Annotated in this window: 19 protein-coding genes; 10 read left to right on the top strand and 9 right to left on the bottom strand. The window is 44.2% G+C overall.

Annotation, left to right across the window (positions count from 1 at the left end):
• Positions 1–365: 365 nt before the first annotated feature.
• The gene (locus tag R7E78_RS12050) at positions 366–677 is read right to left on the bottom strand and encodes a hypothetical protein (RefSeq protein ID WP_213903481.1); all 312 of its coding nucleotides are present in this window, start codon (positions 675–677) and stop codon (positions 366–368) included.
• 141 nt (positions 678–818) lie between these two features.
• Here R7E78_RS12050 and R7E78_RS12045 point away from each other — a divergent pair, with 141 nt between their 5' ends.
• Positions 819–1,151, top strand: coding sequence for a helix-turn-helix transcriptional regulator (locus R7E78_RS12045; protein ID WP_031780945.1), 333 nt, complete (start codon positions 819–821; stop codon positions 1,149–1,151).
• Between the two features lie 111 nt (positions 1,152–1,262).
• Here the strand turns inward: R7E78_RS12045 and R7E78_RS12040 are convergent, their stop codons facing one another.
• From R7E78_RS12040 to R7E78_RS12030, 3 genes are all read right to left on the bottom strand, one after another.
• A complete protein-coding gene (locus R7E78_RS12040) occupies positions 1,263–1,643 on the bottom strand; it encodes a hypothetical protein (RefSeq protein ID WP_213897590.1) in 381 nt (126 codons plus the stop codon).
• A gap of 155 nt (positions 1,644–1,798) precedes the next feature.
• Positions 1,799–2,185 carry a GlcG/HbpS family heme-binding protein gene (locus R7E78_RS12035; protein WP_064354585.1) on the bottom strand — a complete coding sequence of 129 codons (387 nt, stop codon included), beginning with the start codon at positions 2,183–2,185 and terminating at the stop codon, positions 1,799–1,801.
• Between the two features lie 9 nt (positions 2,186–2,194).
• A complete protein-coding gene (locus tag R7E78_RS12030; RefSeq protein WP_213961754.1) occupies positions 2,195–3,163 on the bottom strand; it encodes an aldo/keto reductase family oxidoreductase in 969 nt (322 codons plus the stop codon).
• 141 nt (positions 3,164–3,304) lie between these two features.
• Here R7E78_RS12030 and R7E78_RS12025 point away from each other — a divergent pair, with 141 nt between their 5' ends.
• On the top strand, positions 3,305–4,180 hold the full coding sequence (locus R7E78_RS12025; protein WP_318057904.1) for a LysR family transcriptional regulator: 876 nt from the start codon (positions 3,305–3,307) through the stop codon (positions 4,178–4,180).
• 9 nt (positions 4,181–4,189) lie between these two features.
• Here the strand turns inward: R7E78_RS12025 and R7E78_RS12020 are convergent, their stop codons facing one another.
• Complete coding sequence (locus R7E78_RS12020; protein WP_064354582.1) at positions 4,190–5,947, bottom strand: SgrR family transcriptional regulator; 1,758 nt, start codon at positions 5,945–5,947, stop codon at positions 4,190–4,192.
• 563 nt (positions 5,948–6,510) lie between these two features.
• On the opposite strand from R7E78_RS12020, the gene R7E78_RS12015 reads away from it, so the two are divergent.
• Together R7E78_RS12015 and R7E78_RS12010 are read left to right on the top strand one after the other, a co-directional pair.
• The gene (locus R7E78_RS12015; protein ID WP_318057903.1) at positions 6,511–7,050 is read left to right on the top strand and encodes a redoxin domain-containing protein; all 540 of its coding nucleotides are present in this window, start codon (positions 6,511–6,513) and stop codon (positions 7,048–7,050) included.
• A 512-nt stretch (positions 7,051–7,562) separates the two neighbouring features.
• Positions 7,563–8,246, top strand: a complete 684-nt coding sequence (locus tag R7E78_RS12010) for a hypothetical protein (RefSeq protein ID WP_054578682.1) — start codon at positions 7,563–7,565, stop codon at positions 8,244–8,246.
• A gap of 195 nt (positions 8,247–8,441) precedes the next feature.
• Here R7E78_RS12010 and R7E78_RS12005 read toward each other — a convergent pair whose 3' ends face one another.
• On the bottom strand, positions 8,442–8,807 hold the full coding sequence (locus tag R7E78_RS12005; protein ID WP_005375456.1) for a winged helix-turn-helix transcriptional regulator: 366 nt from the start codon (positions 8,805–8,807) through the stop codon (positions 8,442–8,444).
• Positions 8,808–8,974: 167 nt separating this feature from the next.
• The gene (locus tag R7E78_RS12000; protein WP_005375454.1) at positions 8,975–9,559 is read right to left on the bottom strand and encodes an NAD(P)H-dependent oxidoreductase; all 585 of its coding nucleotides are present in this window, start codon (positions 9,557–9,559) and stop codon (positions 8,975–8,977) included.
• A gap of 270 nt (positions 9,560–9,829) precedes the next feature.
• On the opposite strand from R7E78_RS12000, the gene R7E78_RS11995 reads away from it, so the two are divergent.
• Both R7E78_RS11995 and arsB read left to right on the top strand, forming a co-directional pair.
• Positions 9,830–10,171, top strand: coding sequence for an ArsR/SmtB family transcription factor (locus R7E78_RS11995; protein ID WP_005375451.1), 342 nt, complete (start codon positions 9,830–9,832; stop codon positions 10,169–10,171).
• A gap of 85 nt (positions 10,172–10,256) precedes the next feature.
• Positions 10,257–11,312 carry an ACR3 family arsenite efflux transporter gene (gene arsB / locus R7E78_RS11990; RefSeq protein ID WP_318057902.1) on the top strand — a complete coding sequence of 352 codons (1,056 nt, stop codon included), beginning with the start codon at positions 10,257–10,259 and terminating at the stop codon, positions 11,310–11,312.
• Between the two features lie 36 nt (positions 11,313–11,348).
• On the opposite strand, the gene R7E78_RS11985 is transcribed toward arsB, so the two are convergent.
• Positions 11,349–12,128, bottom strand: coding sequence for a helix-turn-helix domain-containing protein (locus R7E78_RS11985; RefSeq protein WP_318057901.1), 780 nt, complete (start codon positions 12,126–12,128; stop codon positions 11,349–11,351).
• A 19-nt stretch (positions 12,129–12,147) separates the two neighbouring features.
• Positions 12,148–12,681 (bottom strand): YbhB/YbcL family Raf kinase inhibitor-like protein, encoded by a 534-nt coding sequence (locus R7E78_RS11980; protein ID WP_017821511.1) that lies wholly within the window; start codon positions 12,679–12,681, stop codon positions 12,148–12,150.
• 187 nt (positions 12,682–12,868) lie between these two features.
• Here R7E78_RS11980 and R7E78_RS11975 point away from each other — a divergent pair, with 187 nt between their 5' ends.
• From R7E78_RS11975 to R7E78_RS11960, 4 genes are all read left to right on the top strand, one after another.
• Entirely contained in the window at positions 12,869–13,660 is a 792-nt protein-coding gene (locus R7E78_RS11975) for a PhzF family phenazine biosynthesis protein (protein WP_017821512.1), read from the top strand.
• A gap of 207 nt (positions 13,661–13,867) precedes the next feature.
• Positions 13,868–14,818 carry an HlyD family secretion protein gene (locus tag R7E78_RS11970; protein WP_411913756.1) on the top strand — a complete coding sequence of 317 codons (951 nt, stop codon included), beginning with the start codon at positions 13,868–13,870 and terminating at the stop codon, positions 14,816–14,818.
• A 4-nt stretch (positions 14,819–14,822) separates the two neighbouring features.
• Positions 14,823–15,749 (top strand): ABC transporter ATP-binding protein, encoded by a 927-nt coding sequence (locus R7E78_RS11965; RefSeq protein ID WP_054701300.1) that lies wholly within the window; start codon positions 14,823–14,825, stop codon positions 15,747–15,749.
• On the top strand, positions 15,749–16,846 hold the full coding sequence (locus tag R7E78_RS11960; protein WP_017635233.1) for an ABC transporter permease: 1,098 nt from the start codon (positions 15,749–15,751) through the stop codon (positions 16,844–16,846). Before R7E78_RS11965 ends, R7E78_RS11960 begins: the two co-directional genes overlap by 1 nt.
• Positions 16,847–16,899: the final 53 nt, after the last annotated feature.

Below are 16,899 nucleotides of genomic sequence, written 5' to 3'. Positions count from 1 at the left end.
ACAACTCTTATCTTTTACCTAAGATGTGTTGTTTTTTTCGTCACTAATTAGTCTTTTATCGCTTAAAGAGAAGGAAGAACGTGCTCAATGGCTCAATCTGGCTGGGTGTACAGATTAATTTACAGTTTAAGTGAAGGTGTTAGATTCCAAGGACGTAGCCTAGATCGGACAATATCGCTATTATTCGCTGCGTACCGACACTGTTCGGTTCACATACCTCTAAACACTGATTTACGGTTCGAAAATATAGGTAAATGAGTGTCCGAATGCTGGGTGTGGTTCCCCAGCATTTGCATCCTTTCTTTTAGATGTCATCAATTGATCGAAATTGCGTAAATCTTGTATCGCCCGACTTTACGACTGTGTTAATACGCGTTATCTAGCGCGCCAATGATATAAGTTAACACTGGAATACCCATATCGGCGACCTGCTTCTCAGTCTCACTCATATTTTCATGCGCCATCCGCAGCTCTACTTCACTTATCGATTCTTTGTGAAGGTAAAGCTCTTTGTAGTTCATCAATCGCTGTTGTGACTGTTGAATCAGTGTCACAACATTCTCTTTAGTCTCACGATGTTGCTGATCAATTTCACTAAATAAATGATCTAAAATGCGTTGCATTTTGCGAATAGAAGCTTTCGTTTCTATTGATTTGTATGATTGATACTTTTCCATTGAGTTAATAACTGACTAAAATATTTACGTTTTTATAAGACAGTTATTTTTATACTGATTACAAAGCAGGTAAATATGTGGTGGTTAAACTGGTCCACTTCTTGCTCCGTTTAGGTCAAAACTGTCCTTTCAGGAGAGCACATGCAGGTAGACCCTATAATTCAAGCACTGATCGCAAGACGAAAATCGAATGGCCTCTCCCGTGAGCAAATGGCAAACATCGCTGGAATGAGCGTAAAAACATATCAAAGGATCGAGCGCGGAGAGTCCGATCTTAAACTCTCACAATATCGTGCCATATTGCGTTCGCTTCATTTGACTGACCTAGATATTGCTTTAGATGTACGTGATGTTCAGCATGTCACAGCAAATGACCTAACGGCCGTGGCGCGATTGCTCTCACCGGAAGCTCAGTCCCTGCTCGTTCGCCTGTTATCGTTAGTCCTTGAACAAAAGAACAAGAAAGGTGATTAACGACATTACTCATACCCAAACGATGAATGCCCTGTTGAGCGTTGAAACATGAACCGTTTAGACAAAAATAAAACTCGTCAAATGACGAGTTTTATTTTTTATATCAGTCCGTTACTCTAGGCTTTTTAATTCCGATGTATCAACGCCTTTTATTGCATCTTTCGCCACTTTATCAGGATCAAATACATCACGTTCTTCATATGAACTATCAATCATGCCTTGTCCTATCGCGGTCGCCTGCTTTTGTAACTTATTACCCTCTACCTCACCAGCATCCCAGCCTTGTCGATAATCTGAGTCGGTTTGATACCTTGTTTCGTCCTTAATATAGTGTTCAAAATCATTCCCTGCCTCTTGCATACCACTATGCCGACCGTCATGAAAGCCTTGGATATAAGCTTCATCATAACCGCTCTCTTTTAACGCGCTGTCACTCGTACCACAGCCTGAGAGGAGAACAAAAAATAGCGAAACGAATACCTTATGAAACATATTTAGGCCTCAAAGCTTTCAAATAAATTAATCATAGTTCGCGATTTCAACTTCTGCTTACTTCAGGCTATTAGATAGCTTTGTGACTCGACGAAGCCTGTGAACTTGGAGTACAAAGCTGGACAAAGCATCACACCTACTGATAAACATTATACTCAACGCGCGTTTAATACTTCCATCGCAAGTGCTTCATCATCTTGCTCAGCCAAACCGCTAATGCCAATTGCACCGACGATTTTCCCCTCTTGTTCTATAGGCACACCACCCATAAAGCCTGTGATCTTCGGGTCAGTCCAATAACTCAACTGCTTACCCGTCTCACGAGCCCAAGCACCCAGATTGCCGCTAGGCTGACGGTCTCTAGCCGAGGTGTAAGCTTTGTTCTGTGCCAATAAACCTGCTTGCACACTCACATCATCCATTCGGGTAAAACCGAGCAATTCTCCATGTGTATCAACCACGGCAACCGCAATGTTTTGCTTGCGAGCAGTCGCAATTTCCAATGCCGTTTGAATCAGAGTTTGAACTTGTACGTATTTCATTTTTCTCTCCTACGGGATCTCATGACCAAGGGTTTTCTCGAACAAGCCATACCAATGGCTACGTGATAGCGTGACGCTCTCTACTTGAGCACAAGCGCGAATACGTTGTGGGTTTGCAGTACCAATAACAGGTTGAATTTGGTTTGGGTGACGCGTTAGGAAGGCTAAAACAATCGCCTCTGACGGCACGCCATATTCAGCTGCTAGCGCCATCACCATCTCCGCCGTCTGTCTGGTATTGTGATCATCAGAATGTAAGCCACGCTCTGAGAATCTTCCTTGCGCCATACTGCCCCACGCTTGCAGTTGGATATTGTGCTTACGGGCATGTTCCAGTGTTCCTACAACGTAGTCAGATGCCGACGAAGGAAGCCCCATGCCTTGCTTGATGAAGTCAGACTTAGCCAGGCTCATTTCCAACTGGTTCACCACAATAACTTCGCCCGTTGCTTGTTGAAGAAGATCAATTTGAGCACTGTTCATGTTAGAAACACCGAAGTGGTTAACTTTGCCAGCTTGTTTCAGTGCTTTTAGCGCTGTGCCCAGTTCTTCAAATTCAACCAAAGGATCAGGACGATGCAGCATCAAAACATCAAGGTTTTCCACGCCAAGGCGCTCAAGAATGCCCTCAACAGAAGCCGTCACCCATTTGGCAGAGAAGTCATACTGCTTAACACCTTGCTCATCTCCTAGACGGATGCCGCACTTGGATTGCAGATAAATTCGCTCTCGTAAGGTTGAGTCATTGGCTAAGATGCACCCAAACACTTCTTCTGCCTTACCGAATTTGTAGATATCCGCATGATCAAAGAGATTGATGCCAACCTCTAATGCTGCCTCTACAGCGGCATAAGCTTGGTTTTCATCTTGGGCGGTTAATGGGTTGCGATTCCACTCCCCTCCAAGCCCCATGCAGCCGAAGACCAAGCGGCTAACGTTAGGTAAGGTTTTGGCGAGCGGTAGTGTTGGATTGTTCATCGTTATTCTCACTTTTCCGATTTCTGCATCTTCAATTTCTTAAGTTAACTCTAACCATCTTACCGTTCGTAAAAATTAGTTTAATACCGTAAAATCGAATTCATTATCCTCGCTACCGAACAATAAAGACGAGCAATCAAGATGGCAGATTATAAGAGAATCGAAAAACTGATGCTGTTTGCCGAAGTGGCTCAAACACTCAATTTTTCTAGAGCAGCGGAGCAACTTGGCATTTCTAAAAGTTACCTGTCGGAACAAATCAAGCGCTTAGAATCGGAACTCGCAACGCCTTTGATTGTTCGAACCACACGCAGCGTGAGACTAACAGCAGAAGGTGAATCGATCTTTGCACAAGCGGAAGATCTCAAACGCCGCGTAATGGAAATGGAAAAGAGTTTAAGTCAGCAATCTGAGCAAGTAGACGGTCTGATTCGTCTTACTGCTCCCAAGATGTTTGCCGAAGCGGTGCTGCATGATTTGTGTGTGGCGTTTCGCGCTTTACATCCAAACGTAGAGTTCGAGATTCTTTCTAGCTATCAAGCGTTTAATCTGACGGAAACCAGCGTCGACTTTGCGTTTCGAGCAACAAGAACGCCGCCCGAGAATATGATTGCGCAGCACCTTTTGGACTACCACCACTGGCTGGTTGCCTCTCCTCAGTATCTGCAAGAAGAAGGTACGCCAGAGACGTTAGCAGATTTAAAACAGCATCAATGCTTAACCACATTGCATCAAAAAGAGTGGCCGTTAAAAACGGGAACAGTTCAAACCCAAGGTTGGCTTTCAAGCAATGAAAACCGCTTACTCAAAGAATCAACCCTGTCTGGCAATGGCATTGCTCGGTTAGCAAGTTACTTTGTCGAACAAGACGTTGAACATGGCCGTCTAGTGCAGGTTCTATCGGAAGAAACCGACCACGAGCACAACGCGGTTTACTTGGTGTACCCACAACTTATCTATCAATCGGCGAAAACCAGAGCCTTCATTGAATTTGTGAAGCAGCACTTTGCTCAATAACTAAAGCAGTTAATCCGCCGACCACACCGAGCGAATATCTGGCCAACCCCAGTTAGTAAGAGCGACGTCTTCTAAAACACCTTGGAAACGCAAAGTTTGTGTATGGTGGAACATGGGTGCAATCCAGTATTCGCTGATCAACGTCGATGCAATTGGCTCCAATGCATTAAGGTAGTCCTCAAGTGGAACGAAAGATCTGACTCTCTGTAGTTGTTCATCTAACCATTTTGCGTTCTTTTCTCCCAAAGTGTGGAATAGCACCGCGTTGCTGAAGAAGTTCGTGAACGCTGAGGCATGACGATTATCATCTAGGTTTATGTTCGTTACGACCATTGTCTCATTTAGCTCACCGTTCTTAGCCTTCTCGTTCAGCTCACGGTAGGAATACATAACAATTTCTACTTTACTGCCAACACTCGCCAAACGATTAGAAATAGCCCGCGCACAGCGACGCAACGCGGTATAGTTATATCCTGCTATCGTAATGTGTTTAGGTAACTTAAGCGGCTCACTGAACGGACGGAGCACTGGCTTCCAACCTGGTAGCAGGTTATAAGCGGGTATACTCCCAAATACAATATTCTCGCGGCGCATCACTTCGGCCAAGCGCTCAGGTTGAATTAGCTCACTAATATAACGGCGCTGCGCTAAAGAGAGTTTGTGCTTAGCGTGCTGATTAAATAAGGCGAATAAGCAACCATCTTCTATTCGACTACGCTTGCTCGCCGATGAGTTTTCTCGGTTTTGCGTCGACATATAGTGTCCACACAAATCCTCCTCGGGCGAAGTATCCCTTTGCAACGTATTTGCTGCCAATGACGGGTTCTCCATTTGCTCGTCATTAACAATCCAGATAGTCACCAAATCCGTTAGAACTCTACATGCATAGTAACCATTAAATGCTTGCAGTTTTAAACGACTTTCATTGTGCTCGACAACAGAGAATGGGCCACTTCCGACCACCAGCTTGTTATTCGCTACGTTAACTTGGCTTACTGGTTGAATGCCGTATTTCACACCAGAAATAAGTCCAGCAAAGCCCAAGTCAGCTCGATTAAGCTTAAAAACAACTTTCAATGGCGTTGGCGCAGTAATGTTAGCAACATGTGCCAACTCTTTTTCGTAGTACTGTAATGAACTCAACTTTGCAAACAAGCTAACCACTGTTTCTGCATCAATGGAATTACCATTATGAAAAGTCAGACCTGGACGAAGGTAGAAAGTCCATTCGTAGGTGTCTTCGTCATAACGCCAGTGATGTGCGAGTTCTGGTTGCACTTTCCCATTGTTATCACTCGAAACTAAGCAACAATAGATTTGCCTTAATAAGAAACGTTCGCTGCTACGCTGAAGTTGATGTGGAACGACGCGCTCAAACATTCGCTTATAGGTTAATTGAATATTGAGCTGTCCTTCTTGAACAGAAGCACCAGACGTTGTTTTTAACAAACGGCCAAATGCCATTTCGTCTTCATCTAATATCGCCAGTGCTTTTTCATACTTGCCTAGCTTGATACGTTCAAGAGCCAAGCTCTCTTTTAAAACGTCTAACTCCATATTCAGAATAAGAGTCGATCGTTGGTTCCGCCCAGCTTTCGGGTGCCAGCTCAACCACGCCTTCTGCTGCATCTGCGTTAGCAGGCTACGAGCATGCCGAGAAGAAGTGAACATGATGTCGGCAATGTCCTGTAACGTGGTTTTTGTTTCATCACCAACACTAAACGAGAGTAATCGTTGGTAATAGCGAAACAAATTGAGATCAGACACTGAATCAACCTTAGATCTGTGAAGTTTGTGGATAGGAATAGTTTACTTAAGTTGGCGGTAATAAAATAAGAAAACTTCCTAATTATCTGTTCCCCTTTTCCACAATTAACCTCCAAATTCGGCTTTAAAGCCCCAGATATTTACGTTATTAGGAATAAAGTCAACAAAAGCACTCTCTTTTTTATCTCCCCTTTTATACGCATAATTTACTCGTCAGCTAAAGGAGGAAAAATGAAGAAGCCAATGATGGCGTACTTTTTTCAGCAACGCCTAGCTCAATCGAGTAATAAAATAGAAGTGATGACTCTGGTTTATCTTAACGATATGTTCCAGTGGTCATAGCCTAACCTCAAGCAGAACTTAGCTCCTGATACTACACCCCCACTTCGTTGTATCTTAAGTTCTGCTTTTTCATCTTTTGCACTCTACTACCTTATTGCAGGTTACTAAAAGTTAACTAGTTGAAACACCGCAAAACAGAGTCTACATTGAAGTCTCATCCCCCAATCGCTTTGTTGAGAAAGGGGCATTCATGGATATACACCACCAATTCGGGAGTCAATATGGCAACTTCAGTGAAACTTAAAGCGGGCGACAGCTTCCCTCATCTTCAAGCCACTTTGCTAGATGGTTCAAGCGTAACGTTGGGTCAGCCGCAAGGTGATGCGACTTGGCAAGCAGTATTCGTTTATCGTGGTAAACACTGCCCTCTTTGTACTAAGTACCTCAACGAGCTTGAGAGTTACAAACAGGCTTTCGCTGATGCTGGCGTCGATATTCTTGCCGTTTCTGGCGATTCAAAAGCACAGCTAGAGGGGCATCTAGAGAAACTCGAAATCAGCTTCCCTATCGCTTACGGCCTGACCGAAGAACAAATGAAAACGCTAGGCTTGTATGTATCTATTCCTCGATCTGAACAGGAAACCGATCATAATTTCGCAGAACCAGGTCTGTTTGTGGTGAATGAACACGGCGACTTACACGTGGTGGATATTTCAAACAACCCGTTTGTTCGCCCTGAGCTTGGCGCGCCATCACGCGGATTGGCATGGATTCGCGATCCAAACAATAACTACCCTATCCGTGGCACATTGGATTACTAATATCTTCTACACCCAAGTAAACTTTCTATCCTTAAATAAGCTAGGATTCTTGCCTTAGTGAGAATAACTTGGAATACATATCAGATCCGTGAGATCTGATATGTATCAACAAGTTGGAAATAGAGTCCTTGTTCATTATACAACGCCTTGATGAAAAACAAGATCAGTGAAGCCCAGGCTCCCCTCAAACAACGTTAGTTATTTACTTCTAAGTCACTTTCACGATAAATACATGAAATTAAAACTAAAAACTTAGACTTAACGGATATATAAATCATAACGGTACCTACACAAGTAGTTGGCTAGCGATTATTATCCTATTGCAACTCAAAATTGTGCAAATCTAATAATTCATACCATAAATGAAAACATAGATACCGTAAGAGACAAAATAAAAGCAAACGATTAAATTACCAATAAAACACCGTTCAATTAAAATAAAAAACATTTCACTTTATAAAAATGTAATTAATCGTTATTTGCAATCACACATCTTAATTGAGAAATACAGTATGAATAAAATCTCTTTGCTTTATATGGCCGTTTGTATCGGATTAGTTGGATGCGGTTCAGGAGGAAGCGACAACGATCCAGCAAAAGATATACATCCCACCATTTCAAATCCGGAACAAGTCAACGCAATGACGGTGGACAAAGGTCATTTCTATTGTTCTGTAAACCAACAAAAACTGGAACACGGAGGGACATCTGCAACTATGTCCTACCTGATTGAAAAGAAAAGAAATTCTACGGTTGTCGACGATTATGAATGTACCGAATACGGTTTAAAGAAAGGTGAGTCAATTATCGTCACTAAAAGTGCAATTGAAAACTTTTCATACTCAAAACATTATAAAAGCACGAAGAAGAATGACATTAATAGGTTTAAAATCATCTACCCTACAGGGCTTACGACTCCGATTAATAAAGATTATGAAAAAATTACGATCACGTATAATACGGAGAGACCTGACGTTAACATTAAGATAATTCAATATTTTGACGAAAGGTCTAAATTATATACCATCAAAAAATATGAAAGCCACGTTAACGACAACTCACCAATAGGTTTAGTTGAGAAAGAGGAATTCGATAAATATTCCGATTTTGAAAAGAAACTGGAATTAAATAGTGCTTTTTTAAATTCAACTGAAGTGAGTGATTTATTCTACAACTTATTAAGTATGATAAAATAATAACTAAAAATCAAAAACTTAAAAAGTACGATTATGCTCAAGTAGCTTCGATATGCCTGACTCGAAAGAGTACGTTGTTTTACGAAACAAATTACGATTTGAATGAAGCACATCTAAGTTACTTGGGTATAAACGGCGATGTATTGTTAATCAGCTTTCAAAAGAGAGTGACGTTTGCGATTAACTACTTTGGTCTTAACGAAGCTCAATTTGATGCTTTTCAGACCAAATTCGCAAATCATCAAGAATCTTAAGTGCGGTACGGCCGAACTCTGTTAGTTCATAGCTGACTGCAATTGGGCGGTCGCTGATCACTTTACGCACCACCATACCTTCCGCTTCTAGCTCTTTAAGACGTTGGTCGATCATCTTTTTACTTGCACCGCCTAGCATGCGTGCTAAGTCATTGAAACGAACTGGGCCGTCTTTCAAATGATAAATCAGAGAACCTTTCCATTTACCACCAATTAAACGCATCCCTTTCTCGATAGCACATGGCTCCGCACATACGTTCGCCACTGACTTACGACCTTTGCTATCTACACTGATTCTGCTTTCCACAATACACCTCAAGATACGCACCTAATCTAGGTAACGAAAAGTAAGCTAGATACATTTAGTGCTTTAGAGTAATAAAAACGTCACCTCGCCGCAAACAAATAAAAATGGACCGCGTACAGCAGTCCATCTCAATTCATCATTCAGTTCGCACTATCTTTCTAAAAGGATTAGAAGTTTTCGTTAATGTGAGCTTCGAAACGAACAAAATCGTTTTCGATATCTGCGTTCTTCATCACATCATAACAAGCGAATGTAGGTAATGCTGACATACCAAAGAAGCGGAAGTTAGCGTGCATGTGGAACATCAAATCGTCCACGCCTTTACCTTGGAATAGGTATTCGTTCTCATCATCAAACGATTCTTCTGGCGCGTTGAATGTCAGTGACAGCATGTATTTGCTGTTGGTTTGAGTGCCGCCTGTACCATAGTTTTTCTTTGGTTCTTCTGCGCTACGGCCATCGAATGCACATAGTGCGCCGCCCATACCCGCAGTAAACACGTCGTCCATGTATTTTTTGAATGACCAAGGCACAGACATCCAGTTGATTGGGCTTTGGATGATCACGCGATCAGCCCACTCAAAGTGTGCGAGTTGCTCATCTACGTTGATCTCATCTTGCATTGTCACAACGCGAACCTCATGGCCTTTTGCTTGCAAAAGCGTCTGTGCTTTGTCGACAAGAGAAGCATTTAGACGACCTTCTGAATATGGTGATGGTTCGTGTGCATTGATGATCAGTACGTTGCTCATGGGATTACCTTTAAATAAGTTCACAAGATGACGCAGTAACCATTGTGCGTCGGATGTGGTTTATTATGGTAACCTAGAAATATAGTGCAATTAGTTAACTTTTAGTAACCTACTTAATTTTTTATTATATCACTGTTTTTAAAACATATGTTTTTTCAATTTTTTATTCATCGTTATTTTACGATTAATTTTTTCATCGAGTTGTTGCATCTTCCACAGAGCAGGCGTACACTTTATCGCAGTTCGACGATTAACTATTAAGGCCAGCGAATGAGTGATAAGTGCAAGGACACGTGCGAAGTTGTTTTTCAGACAACGCAACAACAGCTCGAGAAAGAACAAACTCTCGCAGCACAAGCAAAAGCTTTGTCGCATCCAGCACGTTTGCGCATTCTGCATATCCTGCACACGCTCGATACCATGGGCGGTTGTTTGAACAGTGATTTGGTTTCTGAACTGGGTCTTGCGCAATCTACTGTTTCCGAGCACTTGCGTATTCTCAAGCAAGCAGGCTTTATCAGCGCCGAGCCAAACCCACCTAAGGTGTGTTACCGCATTCAACGCGACGCGTTTGATCAGTTCAATCTAGGCTTTTCCAAGTTATTTGATTAATTCCCTTTGCACGCTGGTCAGGCGTGCAGAGATAAACTATACCTTCAACCATCGCCTTTCGACGATAAACGAATAAGAGAACACTATGACTACTCAAGTTTTAAATAGTGCCAGCGACAAAATGAGCTTCTTGGACCGTTACCTAACGGTGTGGATTTTTGTCGCAATGGCAATCGGTGTAAGTATTGGCGCAGCGTTCCCTCAAGTTGCTGAGTGGAACGAATCAATGTCAGTCGGCAGCACGAACGTACCGCTCGCGATTGGTTTGATTTTGATGATGTACCCGCCACTCGCAAAGGTGAACTACAACCTGCTAGGCACAGTGACGAAAGACAAAAAAGCGATCACGCTGTCTTTGGTCATGAACTGGATTGTCGGCCCTATTTTGATGTTCATCCTTGCATTGACTTTCCTAGGTGATCATCCGGGTTATATGGTTGGTATCATTCTGATCGGTCTTGCTCGTTGTATTGCGATGGTATTGGTATGGAACGATATCGGTGGCGGTAACAAAGAATACGGCGCAGCCCTAGTTGCACTAAACAGCGCTTTCCAAATCGTGACTTACAGTGTGATGGCATGGTTATTCATCACTGTGTTGCCACCAGTCTTTGGTTACGAAGGTTTCGTGGTTGATATCTCGATGATGGACATCGCGGAAAGCGTTCTGATTTACCTTGGTATCCCATTCCTAGCGGGCTTCCTAAGCCGTAAATGGCTGGTCGCTGCGAAAGGTGAACAATGGTACAACGACGTGTTCATCCCACGCATTTCACCAATTACGCTTATCGCCCTACTTGCGACCATCGTACTGATGTTCAGCTTGAAAGGTGAAATGATTCTTGAACTGCCAATGGATGTATTCCGTGTAGCAATTCCACTGGCTATCTACTTCGTATTGATGTTCTTTGTCAGCTTCTTCGTTGGTAAGAAAATGGGTATCGACTACGACAAAAATGCGTCGATTGCCTTCACGGCAACGGGCAACAACTTTGAATTGGCAATTGCGGTTTCTATCGCGGTGTTTGGCCTAAACTCAGACCAAGCTTTTGCTGGTGTCATTGGCCCGCTGATCGAAGTGCCTGTATTGATTGCTTTGGTGAACGTAGCATTGCGAATGAAAACCAAATATTATGGCTAACCTAAAAAGCACAAAAAATACAAAAGCGGTAAAACATTAACTCACTACCGTTTTAATATACTCGCTGGGCGTTAGGCCGAACTTACTTTTAAAGCGTTGGCTAAAACGCCCCTCTGACTGATAACCACACAACTGTGCGAGCATAGTAACGTTATACGAGCCATTTTGCATCAAGTAAAGTGCGTGATTTAAGCGCACTTCTGCCAATACTTCACGATACTGGGTACCTTCTTGTTTCAATTTGCGTATCAATGTTGCTCGGCTCATAGCAAAATGCCCCGCGACCATGTCTAATGGATGCTCCTCCCCTGGAGAGCGCGATAAGTAACGACTAAGTTTCTGACTAAAAGAGATATGTGAACTCGAGAACAACCGATGCAATAACCCTCTCTCAGCTAGCTGCTGATATAGGCCCATAATCCAATAGCGTTGTGTCGCTTCACTTAAGCTTTCCCGCTCAAACGAAAACAAAGCATTTAACGTCGCTTGCAATGCTTTATCTGTCTCAACAACGGGTACATAGTTTCCTAATGCGTTGCTCATGCTTAGCTCCAACATTTCATCGCTAGGCACACAGTGAAAACTGAACATTCGAGAAAGAAATCGCCCTTGTAGAGGAAGATTTTCAAAATTTAGGGATGCATTTGCTTCACAAAGCATGATATTTGGATGATGGATGTCGAGTACTTCATCTTTCCAGAAAAGATGTTTACTCCCCTTAACAATCTGAATAAGGCTTGGGGAGTGAATCCTGACATTACGAAGCTTCTGCTGCTGCTCCGCACGAAACAGCGTAACCTGATATTGGTGACCCATTCTCTCCCCTTATATTCAATTATCGCGTGTAAGTCGTGGTTAATGTCGCTTTACCCAAAGCAACACTATTCAAAGTAAACCCTACAATGGCTGGAGGCGTGTTTTCAGCCAAATTCAGTTCTTCAGTTGGCAATGACCACACCGTAAACTGGTAACGATGCATCCCATCATTCTTTGGAGGACACGCGCCGCCGAACCCCGTTGTGCCGTAGTCAATACGAGATTCTTTGCCGCCTAACTTGTTCATATCAATGCCTCGAGGCAGCTCGCTAACGGTGGATGGAATATTAAACGCTATCCAATGCCAAAAACCACTGCCTGTTGGCGCATCGGGGTCATACACGGTGATCGCAAAACTTTTTGTGCCCTTTGGAGCTTCTTTCCACATCAATTGTGGTGATTGATTCCCGCCATCACATCCCCAACCAGAGTATTCAAATGTCTTCGCCATCGGGTGGCCTTCTTGAATATCTCTACTCACGAGTTCAAATGCATGGGCAGAACCGACCGCAAAAACACTCAATGCCAAAACTGATTTGTAGATCGCTTTCATGTTTTTCTTCCTTTCAATGAATTCAACACTAGTGTAAGTACCCAGCAGTCCGAATCCTTGTCAGTAAGTATCAAAAAACACAAAATAATCTATAATTTTGACACTTTAAGATTCTAACACAAATTTCTTACTCTCTTAATTGCACTTGGTTTATGCTAATTAATCGCTCACGGAACAAGGAAGGAAAATGGAATTGGATATCTACGTGGTGGACGCCTTCACCGATACGCAATTCAAAGGCAACTCAGCAGCGGTGATACCGTTAGAGGAATGGCTAGCCCCAGAATTGATGCAAAATATCGCGACAGAAAACAACTTATCAGAGACGGCTTTCCTAAAGTCCATTGGCGCAAACCAATATGAGATTCGTTGGTTCTCTCCGATTACTGAAATCGATTTCTGTGGACACGCAACACTGGCCTCTTCGTTAGTTCTGTTTGATGAGTTTGGCATTAATGGCACGATTGAATTTCATACTCTGGAAGTAGGGACCCTCACCGTAGAGAAGAATGCGCAAGGTAAGATCGAGATGACGTTCCCTGCTCGTCCTCCAAAAGCCGTTTCTGATATTCCCTCGGCATTGATTGAAGGCCTAAGTTGCGATGTGGAACGCGTACTGCTTAGCCCTCAAGCGTATTTCGTGGTGGTCGGCAACCAGCAGGAGGTACTTGAGGTTCAATACCGTTCAGAGCACCTCAAGACACTCGCTCCTTACGATGTGGTCGTTACCGCAAAAGGCGATCAACAAGACTTTGTATCTCGTTACTTTTGGCCTGCAAATGGTGGTGACGAAGACCCCGTAACTGGCTCGATTCACGCTGGGTTAGCACCGTTCTGGGCAGAAGCGTTAGGCAAAACATCACTGGTCGCTTACCAAGCTTCTCAGCGCGGAGGCATTTTGCACTGTGAAGTTACTGGCGAACAAGTAAGAGTATCTGGCGACGGCGTGCTCTACATGAAAGGCAAGATTTTTGTTTAAATGATTTTCATGTAATCAACTTAAAAGAGCCAAGTAAAGCACGGCTTCCGCAGGATCAAGCCAGCTTCAATAATTAATCAATTGATGAATATTGAAGGAATTAACTTCCTAGCCGGACAAAACTGACTCACGTTACACTGAATGCAGTCCCATACTCTTCTATAGCTTGATACGAGTTCGAGCTCACCTTCTTAGAGGAAGCGTCGCATGATGAAGCGAATCATTCTTGGCACCCTAGCCCTGACTCTTTTAACTGCCTGTTCCAAAGATGACGGACAGCAAGCCCTTGGCACATTAGAACGTGACCGCGTAACCTTTACTGCCACCTCTAGCGAGATAATTCGTGCCCTACCCATTAAGGAAGGCAGCCAAGTCACCGAAGGAGAAGTGCTGGTTCAGCTCGATACAAAGAACCAAGAAGCCGTTTTAGCTCACGCAGTTGCCGAACAAGCCAAGGCTGACGCCTATCTTTTGAAATTGACCAATGGTGAGCGACCAGAAGACATTGCCGCAGCGCAAGCACGCGTTGCCAGAGCGGAAGCTCAATTGGTTGAAGCGCAAAAGAACTACCAACGTAAAGCGGAGTTAGTCCGCAAGAAACTCATCAGCCAATCAGAAAAAGACACCGCTTTAGCAGCCAGAGATTCTGCCCGCGCTGAATTGGACTCCTCACAAGAAGAGTTCAGTAAACTGACGGCTGGCTCTCGCCCTGAAGATATTGAACAAGCGAAAGCCGCACTCATGGCTGCAAAAGCCGATGTAGCACTGCAAGAACAAAAGCTGGCAGAACTCACCATCACGGCCACGCGAGATGGCTTGTTAGATAACCTACCGTTTAACCTTGGTGAACGCGTTCCTGTTAATGGTATTGTTGCCGTAATTCAAGCCAGCCGCGTCCCATACGCTCGCGTTTATGTTCCTGCTAACTATCGAGTCGACTTTGTGCCGGGTAAAACGGTTAACGTGCATGTAGATGGCGTTGAGCAACCGTATAGCGGCACCGTTCGTTGGGTAGCAACTGAGCCTTCATTCACGCCTTATTTCGCGCTTACCGAGGAAGAACGTTCGCGTTTGATGTACTTAGCAGAAGTCGACCTTCAAGACTCCGCACAATCCTTGCCTTCAGGTATCACAGCGCAAGTGGATTTGGTGGAGTAAGCCAATGACCGAATACGCGATTCAAGCTGAAAATGTAGTGAAAAAGTTTGGTGACTTCACCGCCATCAACAACATCACGCTTAATGTGCCCAAAGGCAGTATTTATGGTTTTCTTGGCCCCAACGGTTGCGGTAAATCGACAACCATTCGTGTGTTGACGGGCTTGCTTAGCCCAAGCGAGGGCAATGTCGATGTACTCGGGCTAGAGATCCCAAAACAATCTGAGCTTCTGCGCCTCAAGATTGGCTACATGACACAAAAGTTTTCCCTCTATGATGACCTGACGGTTCAAGAGAATCTTGAGTTTATTGGACAAATCTTTGGTATGGAAACCAAGACTCTGAAAGCTCGCATCGAAGAACAACTAGCCACCTACGGGCTCGACCAACTGCGTAAACAGCGCGTCGGCGGAATGAGTGGCGGCCAGAAACAACGCTTGTCTCTCGCCGCAGCCACTATGCACAAACCAGAGCTATTGTTTCTCGATGAACCCACATCTGCGGTTGACCCAGAAAACCGACGCGATTTCTGGGAGCAATTGTTTGATCTCTCTGACCAAGGTACGACGATTTTGGTCACTACGCACTACATGGATGAAGCAGAACGCTGCCATCGTCTGGCGATTATGGAAGCGGGCGAAATCCGCGCCGATGGTGAGCCAGAAGAACTCATGGCGCAAATGGGCGTTAACATCGTCGAAGTCAAAGCGGATAATTTACGCGAGCTAAAAGAGAAAGTCATTCGACGCGAAGAAGTACGCTCAGCCGCACAGCTCGGCATTCGCTTACGCATTTTAATCCACCAGCACATCGAAGAACCGATCGAATGGTTAACCCAGACCTTTCCTGAGCTTGATGGCTGCGAGATGAACATTGCTCGTCCTAGCTTGGAAGATGTGTTTGTCAGCGTTACGGGAGAAGGTCGCCAATGATGAAATCTATTGCCCGTATGAAAGCGGTAATGATCAAAGAGATCCGTCAGCTTTCACGTGACCGCATTACCTTTGGCATGGTCGTGATGATCCCGTTGATTCAGCTCCTGCTGTTCGGCTTTGCCATAAATACCGATATTCGCAACATTCCCGTTGGCGTCGTCGATCAAAGTGGCAGTACTGCCGGGCGTGTGATCACCGAGTCCGTCAAAGTCACGCAAGTGGTCGACGTGGTCGAAACCTTCGCTACCGCTTCAGAAGCCGAGCAAGCCATTCAAGACGGTTTGGTGCGAGCGGCTTTAATTCTGCCTAGCGACTTAACCCAACGTATGGTGCAAGGCAGAGAGCTTGGGCAGTGGATTGTGGATGGTTCAGACACCATGATCAGTTCTGCGATTCTCTCACTACAAACCATGCCGTTAACGGATTTTGATTTTGAGATACGCCCTGCCCCAACCAAAACCTTTGAAGTTGCGCTGTATTACAACCCGAGTCGGCGCTCGGCGGTAAACATTGTCCCTGGTTTGTTGGGTGTGATTCTGACCATGACGATGATCTTGTTCACCAGTGCAGCCATTGTCCGAGAACGAGAACGTGGCAATTTAGAGTTACTGATTACCACACCCATCCACTCCATCGAACTCATGGTGGCGAAGATCATTCCCTACATCTTTGTTGGTCTGATACAGGTGTTTATCATTTTAGGCTTGGGTCACTGGATATTTGGCGTGCCGATAAACGGCGCCATTAGTCAGATACTGTTTGGCACACTGTTGTTTATCGCCGCGAGTTTAACCTTAGGTTTGGTGATATCCACCATTGCAACGACACAGCTTCAGGCCATGCAGATGACGGTGTTTATTCTTTTGCCGTCGATTCTTCTGTCCGGATTTATGTTCCCTTATGAAGGAATGCCCGTCGCGGCACAATGGATATCAGAAGCCCTCCCAGCCACTCACTTTATGCGCATTATTCGTGGTGTGGTACTGCGCGGTGCAGATTTAATGGAGCTATGGCGAGATACAGTCTGGTTACTTGGATTCACTGTTATCGGCCTTATTGTCGCTTCATTTCGCTTCAAAAAATCACTCGACTAATCCCACGATATTGCGTTCATTCCTTAAAAACAAAAATAGCCCCAACGAAGGGC

The organism is Vibrio sp. YT-19(2023) (assembly GCF_033337395.1).
The sequence above is the reverse complement of the archived record's forward strand: the minus strand, read 5'-3'. Positions and strand labels throughout refer to the sequence as shown.